Below are 17,727 nucleotides of genomic sequence, written 5' to 3'. Positions count from 1 at the left end.
TCAGACAGCTCAGCGACCGGGCCAGGGAACCCGGTTACCGGGTCAGACAGCGAAGCGACCAGGCCAGACACCTCAGCGACCGCACCACGACTTCTCCCCTCTCCACCTAGCTCAACCTTCATCCCACCTCAACCGCAAAGGCAGAACCGTGATCTCCAAGAAGCACCTCACCATCGTCGGGGCGACCGTCGCCGCGGCGCTCGCCCTCGTCGGCTGTTCGGCATCCGGCGGTTCCTCCGCGGCCGACACCGCCGCGCCGAAGGCCGACCCGACGTCGATCGTCCTCGCGCTCGTCCCCTCACAGGACCAGGGCGCACTCGTCGACACCGCCAAGCCCCTCACCGACTACCTGACCAAGGCACTCGGCATCGACGTCACCGGTGTCGTCTCGAAGGACTACCAGGCGGCCGTCGAAGCGATGGGCGCCGGCCAGGCGCAGATCGGCTTCCTGCCGTCGCTCCAGCTGTGGCAGGCGAAGGACATGTACAAGGCGTCCGTCGTCCTCCAGACCGAACGCAACGGCAACATCACCTACCCGGGCCAGTTCATGACGAACAACCCTGACAAGTACTGCAAGGACAAGCCCGTCGAACGCGACGGCAAGATGTTCTGCAACGGCGCGGACGCACTCAAGGGACCGGCCGGCCTCGACAGCATCACGAAGATGAAGGGCGCCAAGGTCTCCGTCCTCGGACCGGGCTCCCCCGCCGGCTACATCTACCCGATCCTCGCACTGAAGGAAGCCGGTCTCAACACGGACACCGACATCCAGCAGGTGCCCGTCACGGCGAACGACGCGAGCGTGCTCGCCGTCTACAACGGTGACGCGGAAGTCGGTTTCAGCTTCTGGGACGCCCGCGACATCGTCAAGAAGGATGTGCCGGACGTCGGCAAGAAGGTCACCGTGTTCGCGCTGACCGATGAGATCCCGAACGACGGCGTCGCCGTCTCCGCCGACCTCTCGAAGGGTCTTCAGGACAAGATCACGAAGGCGCTCGAGGACTACTCGAACACGCCTGAGGGCAGCAAGGTCCTGACCTCGATCTACTCCATCACGAAGCTCGCACCCGCCGACCCGTCGACCCTCGACGTCGTCGCCCGCGCAGCGAAGAAGCTCGGACTGGTCTGATCCATGACCGACTCCACGTCGGGTGTCGAGGCCGGGGCTGCTGCCCCGGCCTCGGCGCCGTGGTCCATCAGGGCCAGAAATCTGACCGTCCGCTACCCCAACGGCGTGACGGCGCTGCGCGAGGTCGACCTCGACATCGCGGCGGGAGAGATGGTGTCCGTCGTCGGGTTGTCCGGCTCGGGCAAGTCCAGTCTCATCCGCACGATCAACGGGCTCGTCCCGGTGTCGAGCGGCACGCTGGAGGTCGGCGGCACCGCGCTGCATGGCGCAAAGCCCAGGGAGCTGCGACGCCTGCGCGGCGACATCGGCATGATCTTCCAGGGGTTCAACCTCGCCAAGCGCACGAGTGTCCTCAACAACGTCCTCGTCGGCCGGCTCGCGCACACGCCGACGTGGCGGACGCTGCTCGGCGCGTACACGGCAGCGGACAAGCAGATCGCGTTCGAAGCCCTCGAACGGGTGGAGATCCTCGGCAAGGCCTGGGATCGCGCGTCGAGTCTGTCCGGCGGACAGCAGCAGCGCGTCGCGATCGCGCGAGCCCTCAGCCAGGAGCCCCGGCTCGTCCTCGCCGACGAACCCGTCGCGAGCCTCGACCCGCCGACCGCCCGCGGGGTCATGGAAGACCTCAAGCGCATCAACCAGGACCTCGGGATCACGGTGCTCACGAACCTGCACCTCATGGACCTCGCGCGCCGATACGGTTCGCGCATGATCGGGCTGCGTGCGGGCGAGGTCGTCTACGACGGTCCGGCCGCGACTGCGACCGACGAGGACTTCGCCGCGATCTACGGTCGATCGGTGCAGCGCGAGGACGTGCTGGAGGCATGAACGCGCCAACCGCCACGAGCGATGCTGCACCGGCATCTGCACCGGCAGCCGCAGCCGCAGCCGCAGCCGCAGCCGCAGCACGCGTGATCGTCCCTCCCCCGCGCCCGGCCGGACGCTGGAAGCCGTGGGTCGCCCTCGCCGTCGTCCTGGGCATCACCGCCGTCGCGATGAGTCCACAGTGGGGCATCGCGTTCGGATTCGACGCCATCGCCCGCAACTGGATGAACGGGGTCGAGAAGATCCTCAAGCTCGTCCAACCGGACTGGTCGTTCTTCCCGCGGACCGTCGCCCCGCTCATCGAGACCGTGCAGATGGCGGTCATCGCGACCGCCATCGGTGTGATCATCTCGCTCCCACTGAGCCTCTGGGCCGCGAGACTCACCAATCCGAACCGGGTCGGACGCGGCATCCTCCGCACCCTCCTCAACATCGTCCGCAGCATTCCCGAACTCCTCTACGCATCGATCCTCGTCGCGATGGTCGGTGTCGGAGCGCTGCCAGGCATCATCGCGATGCTCCTGTTCACGATCGGCATCGTGGTGAAGATGGTGTCGGAGGCGATCGAGGCGAACGATGCCGGTCCCATCGAAGCTGGCCGCGCCGCCGGCGGCACCCAACTGCAGATCAACCGGGCCGTCGCGCTGCCGGACGTGTGGCCGTCGTTCATCGGGCAGTCGCTCTACGTGCTCGAACTCAACGTCCGCGCCTCCGCCGTCCTCGGACTCGTCGGCGCCGGCGGCCTCGGACTCCTCATCGATGCGGTGCGCACCTACTACCGGTACGACCAGCTCGCCCTCATCATCCTCGAGATCCTCGTCATCGTCGTTGCGATCGACCTGCTCTCCGCCGCTGTCAGAAAGCGACTCGTATGACCGCCACCGTCCCGCAGCGAGCCGCACTCCCGAAGCCGCCGAACCGTTCGGTCGCCCCGGGTGGTCGACGCACCTCCGGCTTCCCAGGCGTCCCGCCGAAGCCGCGGCACCCGGCGGTCGCCATCGCCTGGGTCGTCGTCACCCTCGTCGTCGTCGCCTCGTTCTGGTCCATCGAGATCGCCTGGGGCCGCCTCGCCGACCTCCCCGCCGCGATCGTCCGATACACCTGGCTGATGTTCTCGAACCCGGACTGGTCGAAACTCCCCGAAGCGCTCCTGCAGACCTGGCGCTCGCTCGAGATGGCGTGGGTCGGCACGATCCTCGGCATCATCGTCGCGACCCCGTTGAGCTTCCTCGCCGCTCGCGGATTCGGTCCGGCTCCCAGCCGCTGGTTCCTGCGGGTGCTGTTCAGCGTCATCCGCGCCGTCCCGGAGATCATCACGGCCATCATCATCCTGTCGGTGACCGGCCTCACCCCGCTCACGGGCGCACTCGCGCTCGCCGTCGGCAGCGTCGGCACACTCGGCAAGTGGGGATACGAATCGATCGAGGGCATCGACCCTGGACCGGTGGAAGCCGTCAGGGCGGCAGGCGGACGCACGAGCCAGGCGATCCGTTGGGGCGTCTGGCCCCAGGTCACGCCTGATTTCCTGTCGTTCTGGCTGTACCGGTTCGAGATCAACGTCCGCGCGTCCGCCGTCCTGGGGCTCATCGGCGTCGGGGGCATCGGCGACATGCTGACGTCCTACACGCAGTACCGGGAGTGGTCGACTGTCGGTATGTTGCTTCTGGTGGTGATCGTCGTCACCATGTCGATCGACGCCGTCTCCGGATTCCTCCGGCGTCGGATCACCGAGGGGGTGCCGGTCCGTGAACTGGTCGGGAACTGACGAAGCGGGTCCGACGACCCGCATCGCCGCCGTGCTCAATGCGCTGCAGCCGAGCGAGCGACGGGTCGTGGACCTGATCCTGCAGGACGCGGCGGGGATGGTCGAGATCACGGCGCAGGAACTGGCGGATCGCGCCGGCGTCGCCCGCTCGACCGTCGTCCGGACCTGCCAGACGCTCGGCTACCGCGGGTATCCGCAGCTCCGCGTCGCGCTCACCCGGGAACTCGCACAGTCCCCAGGGCGGGATCAGGACTACGGTTCGACGGCCCTCGGTCGCATCAGAGGCGACGTCGACGCCCTCGCCCTGAGCCTCCCGCAGATCACCAGCCTGCTCGACGAGACGACCGTCGAGCGAGCGGTCACCGGCATCGTCGGCGCCAGGCGTGTGCTCGCGCTCGCCAACGGGCTGTCCTCACCGCTGGCCACCGATGTCGCGATGCGGCTCACCGCCATCGGCCGGCCGGTCGAATTCGTCGCGGACCCCATCGGGCAGCAGATCGCCGCCCGTGGTCTCTCGGCCGACGACCTCGGCCTCGTGATCAGCGGCAGCGGCGCAAACGACGCCAGCCTGCGCTCCGCGAACGCCGTGCGGGCCGCCGGCGCGAGCGTCGTCGCGGTGACGTCGTTCGCCCGTTCCCCGCTCGTCTCGATCGCCGATGTCGCCCTCGTCGTCGCGCCGGCGAGCGGGTCGTTCCGCCACGAGCTCGAGCATACCTCGCGCATCCCGCACGCCGTGTTGCTGGAGGCGCTCGTCGACGTGGTCGCGTCCCGCCTCGGAGACGTCGCTCGGACGAGTCGTTCCATCGTGCTCGACATCCTGAGCGACAATCTGAGCGACTAGCCCGCAGCTCCCCTGCACCGCACATGCCCACCGCAGCTCCCCTGCACCGCACGAGGAGAACCGCACGGGAGAGGGCCGGTTTCTCGGCCGAGGACCTTCTCTCGCGCGGTTCTCCTTGTGCCATGCGGCGACGGGCGACCGGCTGACTGGTCAGCTCAGCCGTCCCCGGTCGGCTCAGTCCTGCGCGGAGAGCTTCCGCAAGCGATACGCGGCGATGAGCCCCACGAGCACCGTCGCGACGGCGAGCCACACGTACGCGACCACGCCGAGCGATGACGCGAACGCCGACAACCCGCCGCCGACGACGACTGCGAGCAGCACTGCGTCAGACTGCCAGAGCAGGACGTTGATGTACGAAACGTCGCCGAGCGGCGTCGGGATGGGCATCATCAGACCGATCGGCAGCGGCCCCTTCGCCGCATCGAACACCCGCAACACTACGCTGAACACCGCGAGCGCGCACCACCAGCCGAGCGCCTGGATCGGGGCCCCGAACGCTGCAACAGCAATCCCTGCGCCGACGCCGCCGAACACGACTGCGGCGATGAGCGGGGCGATCGATGCGACAACGACGAGTTCACTCGGCGGGCGGCCGTAGAGCGTGGGTGCCCCGGCGCTCGCAACACCCTGTCGGATCCCGTCGCACCACACGCCGACGGCGAGGAACACCACGAGTCCGGCCGGTACGACAAGTACCCAGCCGACGCCGGCCGCGGCATTCGCAGACGAGGCGACGACGATCCCGCACACCACGAGTACCGCTGAACCGGTGATCCCCCTGCCCGGGTAACGCAGCAACCCGACGACCGACCGGACGATCGCGGCGAGCGCGAGCGAAGCCGGCATGGCCATCGGGATGCGACGTCCGCGCCTCGGCGGCGGACGCAAGTGCCCGGCGGCACCGGCCGCGTCCCCCGTCTGCACGAGCATCGCGACGGACTGCCAGCGGCGCGACTGGTCCAGGAGCTCCGCACTCCTCAATCCATCCAGCAGGCGCGGAACCGCGAGCACCGTGAACGCGACGAGCACCAGCGCGATGGCCGGCCACCAGATCGTGGTCCCCGCAACGAACGCGAACTCACCGCCGCCAGCGCCCCAGAACCCCGACATTCCGAGGACGAGCCGACCGCCGATCCCGCCGATGAGCTGCGACCACAACAGCCCGACCCAGCCCCACGGGGTGAACAGCAGCACCACCGGAGCAACCAGGGCGAGCGCCGAGGTGACGACGACCGCTCCACCGAGCGCCCAGACCACCGGGCGAAGCCGACGTTGGGCCGCGAGCCACACGACGGCGAGGAACGCCGCGAACGCGATGACGCCGAGGAGGAACGCGATCACCACGTCCGGTGGGACCGCCCCGCCTGGCCCCGCCGCAATGCCGACGACCATCGCCGAGCCGAGATCAGACCCCGCCGACACGATTTCGGATGGCGCCTGGCCGGACGCCGAGCCGCCAGAGACGCCGATGAGCCGCGAGAGCGCCACGATCCCACCGATGATGAAGACCACGATGACGAGCCCGGCGACCGAGAACAGGAACGGCCGGCGCAGCGTCAGCCGCCTGGGCAGCGGCGAATCGGCGAGGAACTGCACGGCGGACGGCCGCGGGACCACCGGCCCGCGCACGGCCCCGCCGAGGACGACGACGAGCACCGCGAGGCCCGCCACGATCGACGCGCCGACGCCGAACACGTCGGCGCCGATCGCCGCGAACGCATCCGGTTCGATGAGCCCCAGCACGGCGAGCCGCACGAGCGGCGCACCCGCGATGAGGACGGCGAGTCCGCCGGCATAGGCCAGATAGGCGATGTCGGCGATGCTCGGCCGCCCGTTGCGGCCGGCGAGCACCATCCGTGCGCTGCGGAACACACGGCGGTCCTCCGCACGCGACGGCAGACCGCCACGCCTCTCCGGACGCGTGTCATCGAACGCGCCGTCCGGCGCCGAGGCACCGCTCACGGCGCTTCGACGGTGATCGACTCGTCGGCGATCCGCTCGATCAACTCGGCGTTGTGGCTCGCGAACACGACCGCGGCGCCTCCCGCCTTCGCGACGTTGACCCGATCGGCGACGACCGTACGGCGCTCGGCGTCGAGTCGCTGCTCCGGCTCATCGAGGATGAGCACGTCGAACGGGCGGACGAGGGCCGTCGCGAGTGCGAACAATTGGGACTGACCCGACGACAGCTCGTGGGCGAAGCGACGCGAGAGGGCGTCGAGGTGCAGGGCTTCCAGGAGCTCATCGGATGCATCGTCCGCGGCGTCCCCCGTCACACCCCAGGTCGTCGAGATGTACCGGAGGTGCTCGCGGACCGTGAGGTCCGGCGCGAACGCGGGCGTCCCGATGAGCGCGGAGACGGACCGGCGGATGGCACGGTCGCGATCGTCGACGGCGCGACCGGCGATGGTCGCATGCCCGCTGGACGGTCGCAGCCGACCGCTCAAGATGCGCAACAGTGTCGTCTTCCCCGAACCGTTCCGCCCCCGGACGGCGAGAGCGCTCCCCGCGCCCACCGCGACATCGGTCGGCGAGAGCAGCACCTCGTCGTCGATCGTGGCGCCCACCCCGCGCGCATCGACCAGTGTGCTCCCGAGCGCATCGTCAGTGATCCCCATACGGACCATCCTCGCATCCGGAGGCTCACTCGCCCAGGAAGACGACGATGTACTACAGCTGCGGTCGAACAGCTGCGGACGATCCGCCGTCGCACCCGGCACGGTCAGATCACGGCAACAGGCCCAGGTCCCGCACGGCGTCGCGTTCTTCGACGAGCTCAGCGACGGACGCGTCGATCCGTTCCTGCCACGCGGGGGCGATGTCGAGGCCCTCCACGACCTCCCAACGTCCACCGACGGATCGTGCCGGGAAGGAGCTCACGAGCCCCTCCGGAACGCCGTACCAGCCCTCCGACGGCAGCGCGACGGACGTCCAGCGGTCCCGGTTCGCGAGGGTCGCCGTCCCGTTCACCCAGTCGTGCACATGGTCGATGGCTGCAGCAGCAGCGGAGGCTGCGGAAGACGACCCGCGCACCGCGATGATCTCGGCGCCGCGCTTCGCGACCCGCGGAATGAACTCGTCAGCGATCCACGCCTCGTCGACGAGTTCGAGCGCCGGACGACCCTCGACCGTCGCATGGGAGAGGTCCGGCACCTGCGTGGCGGAGTGGTTCCCCCAGATCACCACACCGTCGATGTCCTGCACGCGGGCGCCGGTCTTCGCGGCGAGCTGGGCGACGGCACGGTTGTGATCGAGTCGCGTGAGCGCCGTGAACCGCTCGGCGGGGACACCCGATGCGGAACCCGCTGCGATGAGCGCGTTCGTGTTCGCCGGGTTGCCCACCACGAGCACCCGGACGTCCTCAGCGGCTCGTTCACCGATCGCTGCGCCCTGCGGACCGAAGATCTGGCCGTTCGCGGCCAGGAGGTCCGCCCGTTCCATGCCGGGTCCGCGCGGTCGCGCGCCGACGAGGAGCGCGATGTTCGTGCCGTCGAACGCCTCGCCTGCGTCCGTTGTGACCGTGACCGATTCGAGCAGGGGGAACGCGCCGTCCTGCAATTCGAGCGCCGTGCCCTCCGCCGCGCCGACCCCCTGCGGGATCTCGAGCAGTCGCAAGGAGACCGGGCGATCGGTGCCGAGCAGCTGCCCGGACGCGATGCGGAAGAGGAGCGAGTAGCCGATCTGGCCACCGGCTCCCGTGACAGTGACGACGGTCGATGAGCTCATGCCTGAGATGCTATCCCCTAGCGCTGCACCCCTGCTCCGAGCCGCAGCCCGGTCCCTGAGCGGTGCCACGGTCAGCTCCCCGGTCCCTGAGCTATGGCTCCGGTCCCTGAACGCTGCCACAGTCAGATCCCCTGTCCCTGAGCTATGGCCCGGTCCTTGAACGGTGCCCCAGTCAGAGCTCCGGTCCCTGAGCTTGTCGAAGGGCGCACTTCGACAAGCTCAGTGACCGGAGGAACACCATCAGTGACCGGGCGGCACCATCAGTGACCGGCGCAGCACCGCCCCACCTCAGAACCCCTCGGACTGCACCGATCCGACCGTCATCCACACCACATCGGTGCTGCACGCCGGCACCCCGGCCGATGCCACGAACACGGCGGTGAACGAGTGCGGCGGGTACACCCGGTATCCGTCACCGGCGACGGGGGCGCACCCGTCCAGCGGGCCGCCATCGGTGCCGATGTTCACGGCGGTCAGTACGGAGTGCGCGAGCTTGCCCGGCGCGAGCTGCACCTCCTCCGGGTCCGCCGCCGTGTTCTGCCTGGCAGGCTTGCCGAGCTGGGTGCCGTTGCCGTCACCGACGACCGACACACCAGGGGTCCCACGGAGCACACAGCTCGTGCTGCCCGTGTTGGTGAAGGCGACGTCGAAGGAGATGTTGCCTGCTCCCGCATCGAATTCGGTCACGCTGACCCCGATCGAAGCGTCTGCGCATTGACCGGCCGGCGCGTTCGGGTCGACCTGCCCGGCCGTTCCGGACGGCGATGGCGACGCGCTGACTGAGCTGGACGGGCTCGGCGATGCAGACGCGGTCGCGGTCGCACCGCCGCCGCTGTCGCCGCTGTCCGCGCACCCGCTGAGCAGCAGCATCCCGACCACGGTCGGCAGGATGAGGGCTGGCAGCAGGCGTCGTCGCATCGCACCACGCTATCCGACGACACCTGTTGTCCGACAGCCCCTCCAGCGCACCTGCCTGCTCAGCGCACCGACCAGGCCCGCTCAGCGCACCGACCCGGCCTCCGACTCCGCCTGATCGACCGCCGCGTGTTCCTCAGGCGAAACGGCCTCCATCGCCTTCGACCGCTTCGGGGCGTCCCCGAGCGCCACGGCGGCCGCCGTGATCCGGTTCGCCATGCCACTGAAGATGATGCCGTGGAATGGCAGGATCGCCCACCAGTACAACCTGCCGCCGAGGCCCTTCGGGAAGTAGATCGCGCGCTGCCGGTAGACGGAACCGCCCTCGACGGGCGTCGCGCTCATCTCCAACCAGGCGAGCCCCGGCAGTCGCATCTCAGCACGCAGCCGCAACAGCCGACCCCGGTCCAGGTGCTCGACCCGCCAGAAGTCGAGCGCATCGCCCGTGTTGAGCGTGTGCGGGTCCGTCCGCCCACGCGACAGCCCGACCCCGCCGACGACCTTGTCAGCCCATCCGCGCAGCGCCCAGGCGAGTGGGAACGAGTACCAGCCGTTGACCCCGCCGATGCTCTCGATCACGGAGAACAGCCGCTCCGCGGTGGTCGCCGTCTTCCGTTCGCGGACGTCGGTGTAGACGGTGTGCCCGGCCCAGTCCGGGTCGCTCGGCAGCGGATCGCTCGGCGCACCGTCGACGGTCGCGTTGCGCCAACTGGTCTCGACCTCGCCGTCCCGCATGCGCTGCAGCGCGAGGCGGACCGCGCGCCGGTACCCCGTCAGACCGCCGGCCGGCGGTGGGATCACGTCGTCGATGTGGTGCTCGCGCACCACGCAGTCCACCTGCAGCGACTCGATGATCGGCACCGCGAGTCGCCGCGGAATCGGCGTCACCAGATTCACCCACTGCGATGCGAGCCACGGTGTGAAGACGGGGAGCGACGCGATCGGCCGCTGTTTCAGGCCGGCTTCGAGCGCGTACCCGTTCATCATCTGTCCGTAGCGGAGGACGTCCGGCCCGCCGATGTCGAATGCCCGGTTCACGTCGCCGGGAACGCTCGCGCTCTCCACGAGGTAGTGCAGCACATCGCGCACGGCGATCGGCTGGATGCGGTTGCGCACCCATTTCGGCGCCGGCATGTACGGGAGCACCTCGGTGAGGTGTCTGATCATCTCGAAGGAGGTGGACCCTGAACCGATGACGACACCGGCCTGGAGGACGATCGTCGGCACGCCGGAGTCGAGCAGGATCCGCCCGACCTCCGTCCGGGAACGCAGGTGTTTCGAGAGGGCGACCCCGTCGGGGTGCAGTCCGCTCAGATACACGATGCGGGCGACGCCGGCCGCAGCGGCACCGGCTGCGACGTGTTCGGCTGCGGTTCGCTCGATCGCTTCGAAGTCGCCCCGTCCGCCCATCGAGTGCACGAGGTAGTAGACGACGTCCATGCCCTCGCAGGCGACGGCGACCGCATGTGCATCCGCGAGGTCGCCCTCCACGATCTGCACCCGGTCGCGCCACGGGACGTCGGTCAGTTTCTGCGGCGACCGGACGAGCACGCGGACGCTGTGCCCGGCTTCCAGCAGGCGGGGCACGAGTCTGCCGCCGATGTATCCGGTCGCCCCGGTAACGAGGATGCGGCGGGGCGAAGGTGCAGCATGTGAAGCCATGCCTGCACGCTACGCCCCGCCCGCCAGGGGCTGCACCGCCTTTACAGGAGCGCCTTCGTGTGCCAAACGGTCTTGACCTCGGTGAACGCGGTGATGCGGTCGAGGCTCGGTGCGACGGACACGCCTGAACCGTCCGGGCGGACCACGCGCTTGAGCGTGTCGGCTGCTGCGATCTCGAGATCGATCCAGTCGAGGGCGCCTGCGCCGGCGAGGTCGATCGCGTTGACGTCGGCGTGCGATGCGAGCCACGGTGCGATCTCGGCTGCGGATCCCGTCAGGATGTTGACGACGCCCCCTGGGACATCGCTCGTCGCGAGCACCTCGGCGAGGCTGATCGCGGACAGCGGGAGGCTCTGCGATGCGACGACGACGACCGTGTTCCCGGCGACGAGCGCCGGAGCGACGACACTCACCAGACCGAGCAGCGACGATCCCTGCGGAGCGACGATGGCGACGACCCCGGTGGGCTCGGGAACCGACAGGTTGAAGTACGGGCCGGAGACGGGGTTCGCCCCGCCGACGACCTGCGTGTACTTGTCAGCCCAGCCCGCGTACCAGACCCACAGGTCGATCGCCGCGTCGACCTGCTCGGTCGCGACGGCTGTCGAAACACCCTCCGCGTTCACGATCTCGTCGACGAACTGCGCCTTGCGCCCCTCGAGGAGTTCGGCGATGCGGTAGAGGACCTGGCCACGGTTGTAGGCGGTCGCCCCCGACCATCCGGAGACGGCGGAACGGGCCGCGACGACGGCGTCACGCGCGTCCTTCCGCGATGCCTGCGCTGCGTTCGCGAGGAACGCGCCCTTCGTGGAGGTCACCTCGTACGTCCTTCCGGATTCGCTGCGGGGGAATTTGCCACCGATGTAGAGCTTGTACGTCTTCGGAACGGCGAGACGCGTCATGCGCGTGCTCCCTTCTTGCTTGAGGCGGGCTTGGCGGCGGCTTTTGCTGCCGGCTTCGCGGCGGCTTTTGCTGCCGGCTTGGCCGGTGTCCGAGCAGCCGACGCGGCGACTGCCGTCGCATCGTCTTCAGCGATCCAGGTCTCCGGAGCAGAGCCGGACGAAGACGAGGACGCTGCCAGGGACGGCAGGCTGCCGGCCGCGGCGAGGTACGCTCCGAGACCGTGACGACCTCCCTCACGCCCGTAGCCGGACTCCTGGTAGCCGCCGAAGGGGCTGGCCGGGTCGAAGCGGTTGAAGGTGTTGGCCCAGATGACACCCGCGCGCAACTTGTCGGCGACCGCGAGGATGCGGCTGCCCTTATCGCTCCAGATGCCGGCCGACAGGCCGTACGGGGTGTTGTTCGCCTTCGCGATGGCCTCCGCCGGCGTCCGGAAGGACAGCACGGACAGGACGGGTCCGAAGATCTCGTCCCGCGCGATGCGGTGGCTCGTCGACACGTTCGTGAAGATCGTCGGCGGGAACCAGAAGCCGTTCTCAGGCAGTTCGCACGAGGGGCTCCAGCGCTCTGCGCCCTCCAGCTCGCCAATGTCGCTCAGCTCACGGATGCGGGCGAGCTGGGCGGCGGAGTTGATGGCTCCGACGTCGGTGTTCTTGTCGAGCGGGTCGCCGATGCGCAGCGTCTCGAGTCGGCGCTTCAACCGGTCGACGACCTCGTCGTGGATGCTCTCCTGGACGAGGAGTCGCGATCCGGCACAGCAGACGTGGCCCTGGTTGAAGAAGATGCCGTTGACGATGCCCTCGACAGCCTGGTCGATGGGGGCGTCGTCGAAGACGATGTTCGCAGCCTTGCCGCCGAGTTCGAGCGTCGCACGCTTGTCGGTTCCGGCGATGGCCTTCGCGATCTCGCGACCGACTCCGGTCGAGCCAGTGAAGGCGACCTTGTTGACATCGGGGTGACGGACGATCGATGCGCCCGTCGCGCCTGCGCCCGTGAGGATGTTCACAACACCCGCCGGGAGCTCTGCCTGCTGGAGGATCTCGGCGAAGATGAGCGCCGTGAGCGGCGTCGTCTCTGCAGGCTTGATGACGACCGTGTTGCCCGCGGCGAGCGCTGGGGCGACCTTCCACGCGAGCATCAGCAGCGGGAAGTTCCACGGGATGACCTGACCGGCCACGCCGAGCGCACGGGGATTCGCGCCGAGGCCAGCGTAGTCGAGCTTGTCCGCCCATCCCGCGTAGTAGAAGAACCACGCTGCGACGAGCGGCACGTCGACGTCGCGGCTCTCCTTGATGGGCTTGCCGTTGTCGAGGCTCTCTGCCACGGCCAGCTCGCGGGCGCGCTCCTGGACGAGGCGGGCGATGCGGAACAGGTACTTCCCGCGGTCGGCTCCCGACATCTTCGACCACACACGGTCGTAGGCGCGACGGGCAGCGATGACGGCACGGTCGACATCCGCCTCGCTCGCTGCGGAGACGGTGGCGATATGCTGCTCGGTCGACGGGGAGATCGTGGCGAAGGTGCCGCCGGTCCCCTCGACGAACTCGCCGTCGATGAAGAGGCCGTACTCGTTGCGGAGGTTCAGAACGGCCGTGGACTCTGGTGCTGGTGCGTATTCGAGAAAGCTCATCATGGGTCCTAGTCGATGGTCACGTAGTCGGCGCCGGAGTAGTGCCCGGTGGAGAGTTTCTGCCGCTGGAGCAGGACGTCGTTGAGGAGGCTGGACGCCCCGAAGCGGAACAGGTGCGGCTGGAGCCACTCCTCCCCCACGGTCTCTGCGACGGTCACGAGGTACTTGATCGCATCCTTGGAGGATCGGATGCCGCCGGCTGGCTTCACACCGATCCGCACACCGGTCTGCAGGTGCCAGTCGCGGACGACCTCCAGCATCAGCAGGGTGACGGGCAGTGTGGCAGCCGGTGCCACCTTGCCCGTGGACGTCTTGATGAAGTCGCCGCCGGCGAGGATCGCGAGCCAGGAGGCGCGCTTGACGTTGTCGTAGGTGTTGAGTTCACCGGTCTCGAGGATGACCTTGAGGTGCGCGGACGTGCCGTCCGGCCGGCGGCAGGCGTCCTTGACGGCGACGATCTCGTCGAACACCTGGCCGTAGCGGCCGGCGAGGAACGCGCCGCGGTCGATCACCATGTCGATCTCGTCCGCGCCGGCCCGGACGGCGTCGGTCGTGTCCGCGAGCTTCACGGCGAGCGATGCGCGACCGGACGGGAACGCGGTGGCGACGGCGGCGACGTTGATCCCGGCGGCCTCACCCGATGTGGTGTGTGCACCCGGCCTGGTGTGGGCGGCGCCGAGGGCCTCGACGGCCGTCGGCACCATGTCGCCGTAGACGCACACTGCCGCGACGCGGGGCGTCGATGCGTCGCCTGCGTCCGGCGTGATCGCCTTCGCGACGAGCGAGCGCACTTTGCCGGGGGTGTCTGCGCCTTCGAGTGTCGTGAGGTCGATGAGCTTGATGATCGTGTCGAGCGCCCACGCCTTCGACGTCGTTTTGATCGAACGGCTGCCGAGGTCGGCCGCACGCTGCTGCAGGCCGACGGCGTCGACCCCTGGCAGTCCGTGCAGGTAGCGGCGCAGGCTCTGGTCGGTGACTGGGCCGCCGATGACGTCGAGCGCTGACGATTGGGCGACGAGGTCGCCTGGAGGTGTGTTCATGCTTGGTCCTTCCGAGCGGGTCTCGCTCCGGTTGGTTGGGTGCGTATCGGGTGCTGCACGGCGTATCGGCCGCTCGTCTGCTCGTCGATCTACTTTGTCGATCTGTTCATGGATCTGCTGCTCGGTCTAGTGCTGTCTGGTGCTCTGGTCTGCGGCGATGAGCGACGCCGCGGTGCGTTCGTCGGTCACGAGCACGGTGCAGAGGCCGCTGCCGACGACGGCGCGTGCGATCGCGTGCTTCTCGGCGCCTGCGATGACGGCGATGCTCGTCTCGGCCGCGCGCAATGCTTCGAGCCCGAGCCCGACGGTGCGGTCATCGAGCGACGGGTCCACGATCATGCCCTCTGCGTCGATGTAGCGGCCGACGACGTCGCCGACGGCTCCTCGTGCGACGAGCACGCCCACCTCCGACTGGGTCAGGTAGCCGCTGTGCACGAGTGCGGAATCCGGCCCTGCGACGCCGGCGCTGTAGAGGTAGGCATTCGCGTTGGCGGCCGTGGTGAGGACGTCGGCGACGGTGCGGTCGGATTCGATGGAGAGTTTGGTTTCGAGGCGTTCCAGGATGGCGGGGCTCGGCAGGAGGCGCACCTCGCCCGAGGCCTTCTCCGCGATACGGGCGGCCGTCGATGCCGCGGTGCCGGAACGCTGGTTGATGCTGACGCCGCCGTTGATCTGGACGACGGTCACACCGGACGCCCAGCCGTCTGCGAGGTGGTCCGCGACATCGCGGAGGGTGCGTCCCCAGCTGACGCCGAGCGTCCGCGGGACGGGGCGCATGGCGCTCAGGTAGTCGGCTGCCGCGCGGGCGACGCGTTCGTTGAGTTCTGCCGGGGTGTTCGCGGCGGGGACCACCACGGCGTCCTTCAGTCCGAAGCGATCGCGCAGGGCTCGTTCGAGCGGCAGACGCCTGGCCCTCGGGTGCACGATCTCGATGCGGATGTAGCCGAGCTCGCGTGCCTGGGCGAGCAGCCGGCCGACCTTCCACCTCGTGATGCCGAGGAGGGCGCCGATCTCGTCCTGCGTCTTGGTCTCGTCGTAGTAGAGCTCCGCGGCGCGGACGGCGAGGAGTTCGTCGCTCTCGATCACGTGCTGCCCTCTCGCTGGATGATCACCTCGATCGCTCCAAGTTTAAGAGGTTCAGCACCCCGCACTCAACGTTCGTTGCCCCCCGTGCTCATATGAGCACACGGCGCTCGCGCCCCCGCGCATGTGCGCAACCGCGGCGCGATGCGCTCGCGCGAGCGCACCCCTGCCCCGCGAGCGCGGGTCGCACCCGCACCGCGCTCGCGCGAGCGCATCGCGCTACCCCGAACCGACGAGCGCGTCGCGCTACCCCGAACCGACGAGAGCGTCGCGCTGCCCCGGGCTACGGACGCGGATGGCGCCGAGCACGCGCCGCGAGGTCTGCCTCGATCGTCGTCCGCTTGCCGACGAGCACACCGGCGAACGCACACGCGACACCCGTTGCCAGCAGGAACAGCAGCGGAACCGTCCAGGCCCCGGTCAACTCGTGCAGCAGGCTCACGAGGATGGGGCCTGCCGCACCGATCGTGTACCCGGCGCTCTGCACGAAGCCGCTCAGCGCGACGGCGCCATCGCGGGTGGCCGTCCGCAGGTTGATGAGGATGAGGGCGAGCGGGAACAGCAGCGGCCCGAGACCGATGAACGCGACCCACAGCCAGGTGAGCGTCGTCGGCCAGAGGATGAGTCCGCCGTACCCGAGCACGAAGCACACGCTCGCGATGTACACGAGCAACCCGACGTTCTTCATCTTCGCGACGAGGACTGGGATGAGCAGGCTCGCGGGGACGCCCATCGCCGCCATGAGCGAGAGCAGGATGCCGGCATCGGCCGCCGACACTTTCGACACGTCGCGGAGGATCTGCGGCAGCCAGGCGAACATCGCGTACGCGTTGAGGGCGGATGTCGCGAACACCGCCGCGACCGCCCAGGCGATCGGCGAATGGTGCACGAGCACCCGGTCGGCTGGACTGGCCTCGTCGAGATCGGGGTCGGCGAGGCGCTTGCGCTTCCGCTCCTGCACCAGCAGCGTGAGCCACGGGAACACCGCGAGCACCCCGAGCACGCCCCACAGCCCGAGCGACAGGTGCCACGAGGTCGCATCCGCGACGGGGACGGCGATGAGCGGCGGGATGAACGTGCTGAACGACATCACGGTCGCGTACAACGAGGTCACGAGGCCGATGCGGTCCGGGAAGTACTTCTTCACGAGCGGCGGCAGGACGACGTTGCCGATGCCGATGCCGGCGAAGCACGCAGCGCTGCCGATCGCGAGGATGGTGAAGTTCGGCGCTGCTGCACGGGTGAAGTGTCCGGCCACCAGTGTCACGAGGGCGATGACGAGCACCGGTTCGAGGCTCAGCCTGCGCACCATGCGCGGCGTGAAGACGCCGAACAGCGCGAAGCACAGCGGGGGCAGCATGCCGAGGAGGCCGAGACCGAGCGAGCCGACGCCGATGTCGCCATCGATTTCGGCGAAGATCGGAGACAGCGCCGCGACGGCGGTTCTGAGGTTGCCTGCAACGAGCAGGACTCCGAGGAGCGCGAGGGTCCGGCCCCGCCAGAGGGACGGGACACCGGTATGATTCATCGATCTAGTCTAGGCTCACCCCATGGGATCGACTGCCACAGTGCGCGGTTCCGAGATCGCCGAGGTGCTCGGTGCTCTCGGTGACGTCCTGGATGCCGCGCCGCAGACCGTCTGGGAGCTCCCCAGCCTGTGCGAGGGCTGGCGGGTCAAGGACGCGCTCGCGCACCTCGTCTGGCGGGTCGGTACGCCGTCGTTGGAGTTCGCAGGCGACATCGTGCGGGAGAGCGTCAAGGGGCGGCACCTCAATCCGATGAACGCGATGGACGACATCGCGATCGAGCTCGCAGCAGCCCACAGCACGGATGAACTGCTCGCGATGCTCCGCACCACGGAGGCGGACAAGCGAGCCGGCCGTGGACGGCTGAACGCCGGCGAGCTGACCGAGTCCGTGGTGCACGGGTACGACGTCGCGCATCCGTTCGCCCGGCTGCCGGTCGCTCCCGATGTCACACGTCGCGTTGCGAAGGCCGGCCTGATGATGGCGCCGCACCGGGTCCGCATCACGGTGCGGCACCGCACGCTCGTCGCGTCCGACGCCGGCTGGACGATCGGCGACGGCCCGGATCTCGTTGCGACGGCCGAGAGCATCGTCCTGTTCATCTTCGGGCGTCGGGCGATCGACGACGGCTACACCCGCATCCTCGCCCCGGCTCCCATCCAGCCGCCCAAGCTCGCCTGAACGC

Annotated in this window: 16 protein-coding genes; 6 read left to right on the top strand and 10 right to left on the bottom strand. The window is 69.1% G+C overall.

The genetic code is table 11. The features are described 5' to 3' along the window. The first annotated feature begins 148 nt into the window (after window positions 1–148). From ACL9RL_RS15965 to ACL9RL_RS15945, 5 genes are read left to right on the top strand one after another with little or no spacing between them, the layout of a single operon-like run. Window positions 149–1,129: a phosphate/phosphite/phosphonate ABC transporter substrate-binding protein gene (locus ACL9RL_RS15965; RefSeq protein WP_422781266.1), complete on the top strand. Its 981-nt coding sequence runs from the start codon at window positions 149–151 to the stop codon at window positions 1,127–1,129. Window positions 1,130–1,132: 3 nt separating this feature from the next. Beyond that, window positions 1,133–1,957, top strand: coding sequence for a phosphonate ABC transporter ATP-binding protein (phnC, locus tag ACL9RL_RS15960; RefSeq protein WP_422781265.1), 825 nt, complete (start codon window positions 1,133–1,135; stop codon window positions 1,955–1,957). After that, entirely contained in the window at window positions 1,954–2,829 is an 876-nt protein-coding gene (gene phnE / locus ACL9RL_RS15955) for a phosphonate ABC transporter, permease protein PhnE (RefSeq protein ID WP_422781264.1), read from the top strand. Before phnC ends, phnE (ACL9RL_RS15955) begins: the two co-directional genes overlap by 4 nt. Further along, entirely contained in the window at window positions 2,826–3,719 is an 894-nt protein-coding gene (gene phnE / locus ACL9RL_RS15950; RefSeq protein ID WP_422781263.1) for a phosphonate ABC transporter, permease protein PhnE, read from the top strand. Before phnE (ACL9RL_RS15955) ends, phnE (ACL9RL_RS15950) begins: the two co-directional genes overlap by 4 nt. Further along, the gene (locus ACL9RL_RS15945) at window positions 3,700–4,560 is read left to right on the top strand and encodes a MurR/RpiR family transcriptional regulator (RefSeq protein WP_422781262.1); all 861 of its coding nucleotides are present in this window, start codon (window positions 3,700–3,702) and stop codon (window positions 4,558–4,560) included. The genes phnE (ACL9RL_RS15950) and ACL9RL_RS15945 overlap by 20 nt, the downstream gene beginning before the upstream one ends. A gap of 174 nt (window positions 4,561–4,734) precedes the next feature. Here ACL9RL_RS15945 and ACL9RL_RS15940 read toward each other — a convergent pair whose 3' ends face one another. From ACL9RL_RS15940 to ACL9RL_RS15895, 10 genes are all read right to left on the bottom strand, one after another. Beyond that, complete coding sequence (locus ACL9RL_RS15940) at window positions 4,735–6,522, bottom strand: hypothetical protein (protein WP_422781261.1); 1,788 nt, start codon at window positions 6,520–6,522, stop codon at window positions 4,735–4,737. Then, window positions 6,519–7,178 (bottom strand): ABC transporter ATP-binding protein, encoded by a 660-nt coding sequence (locus ACL9RL_RS15935; protein WP_422781260.1) that lies wholly within the window; start codon window positions 7,176–7,178, stop codon window positions 6,519–6,521. Before ACL9RL_RS15935 ends, ACL9RL_RS15940 begins: the two co-directional genes overlap by 4 nt. Window positions 7,179–7,287: 109 nt before the next feature. Then, window positions 7,288–8,286, bottom strand: a complete 999-nt coding sequence (locus ACL9RL_RS15930) for a malate dehydrogenase (protein WP_422781259.1) — start codon at window positions 8,284–8,286, stop codon at window positions 7,288–7,290. Between the two features lie 288 nt (window positions 8,287–8,574). Continuing rightward, window positions 8,575–9,204: a DUF4232 domain-containing protein gene (locus tag ACL9RL_RS15925; protein ID WP_422781258.1), complete on the bottom strand. Its 630-nt coding sequence runs from the start codon at window positions 9,202–9,204 to the stop codon at window positions 8,575–8,577. Window positions 9,205–9,285: 81 nt separating this feature from the next. Continuing rightward, the gene (locus tag ACL9RL_RS15920; RefSeq protein ID WP_422781257.1) at window positions 9,286–10,863 is read right to left on the bottom strand and encodes an SDR family oxidoreductase; all 1,578 of its coding nucleotides are present in this window, start codon (window positions 10,861–10,863) and stop codon (window positions 9,286–9,288) included. 41 nt (window positions 10,864–10,904) lie between these two features. Beyond that, complete coding sequence (locus ACL9RL_RS15915; protein WP_422781256.1) at window positions 10,905–11,765, bottom strand: aldehyde dehydrogenase family protein; 861 nt, start codon at window positions 11,763–11,765, stop codon at window positions 10,905–10,907. Next, window positions 11,762–13,393, bottom strand: a complete 1,632-nt coding sequence (locus ACL9RL_RS15910; protein WP_422781255.1) for an aldehyde dehydrogenase family protein — start codon at window positions 13,391–13,393, stop codon at window positions 11,762–11,764. The genes ACL9RL_RS15915 and ACL9RL_RS15910 overlap by 4 nt, the downstream gene beginning before the upstream one ends. An 8-nt stretch (window positions 13,394–13,401) precedes the next feature. Next, entirely contained in the window at window positions 13,402–14,433 is a 1,032-nt protein-coding gene (deoC, locus tag ACL9RL_RS15905) for a deoxyribose-phosphate aldolase (protein ID WP_422781254.1), read from the bottom strand. Window positions 14,434–14,559: 126 nt separating this feature from the next. Then, window positions 14,560–15,519, bottom strand: coding sequence for a sugar-binding transcriptional regulator (locus ACL9RL_RS15900; protein WP_422781253.1), 960 nt, complete (start codon window positions 15,517–15,519; stop codon window positions 14,560–14,562). Window positions 15,520–15,799: 280 nt separating this feature from the next. Next, entirely contained in the window at window positions 15,800–17,044 is a 1,245-nt protein-coding gene (locus tag ACL9RL_RS15895) for a CynX/NimT family MFS transporter (protein ID WP_422781252.1), read from the bottom strand. Window positions 17,045–17,066: 22 nt separating this feature from the next. Between ACL9RL_RS15895 and ACL9RL_RS15890 the strand changes: the two genes are divergently transcribed. Beyond that, entirely contained in the window at window positions 17,067–17,723 is a 657-nt protein-coding gene (locus ACL9RL_RS15890; protein WP_422781251.1) for a maleylpyruvate isomerase family mycothiol-dependent enzyme, read from the top strand. Window positions 17,724–17,727: the final 4 nt, after the last annotated feature.

Source organism: Plantibacter sp. Mn2098 (assembly GCF_049319745.1).
GTDB lineage: Bacteria > Actinomycetota > Actinomycetes > Actinomycetales > Microbacteriaceae > Plantibacter.
The sequence above is the reverse complement of the archived record's forward strand: the minus strand, read 5'-3'. Positions and strand labels throughout refer to the sequence as shown.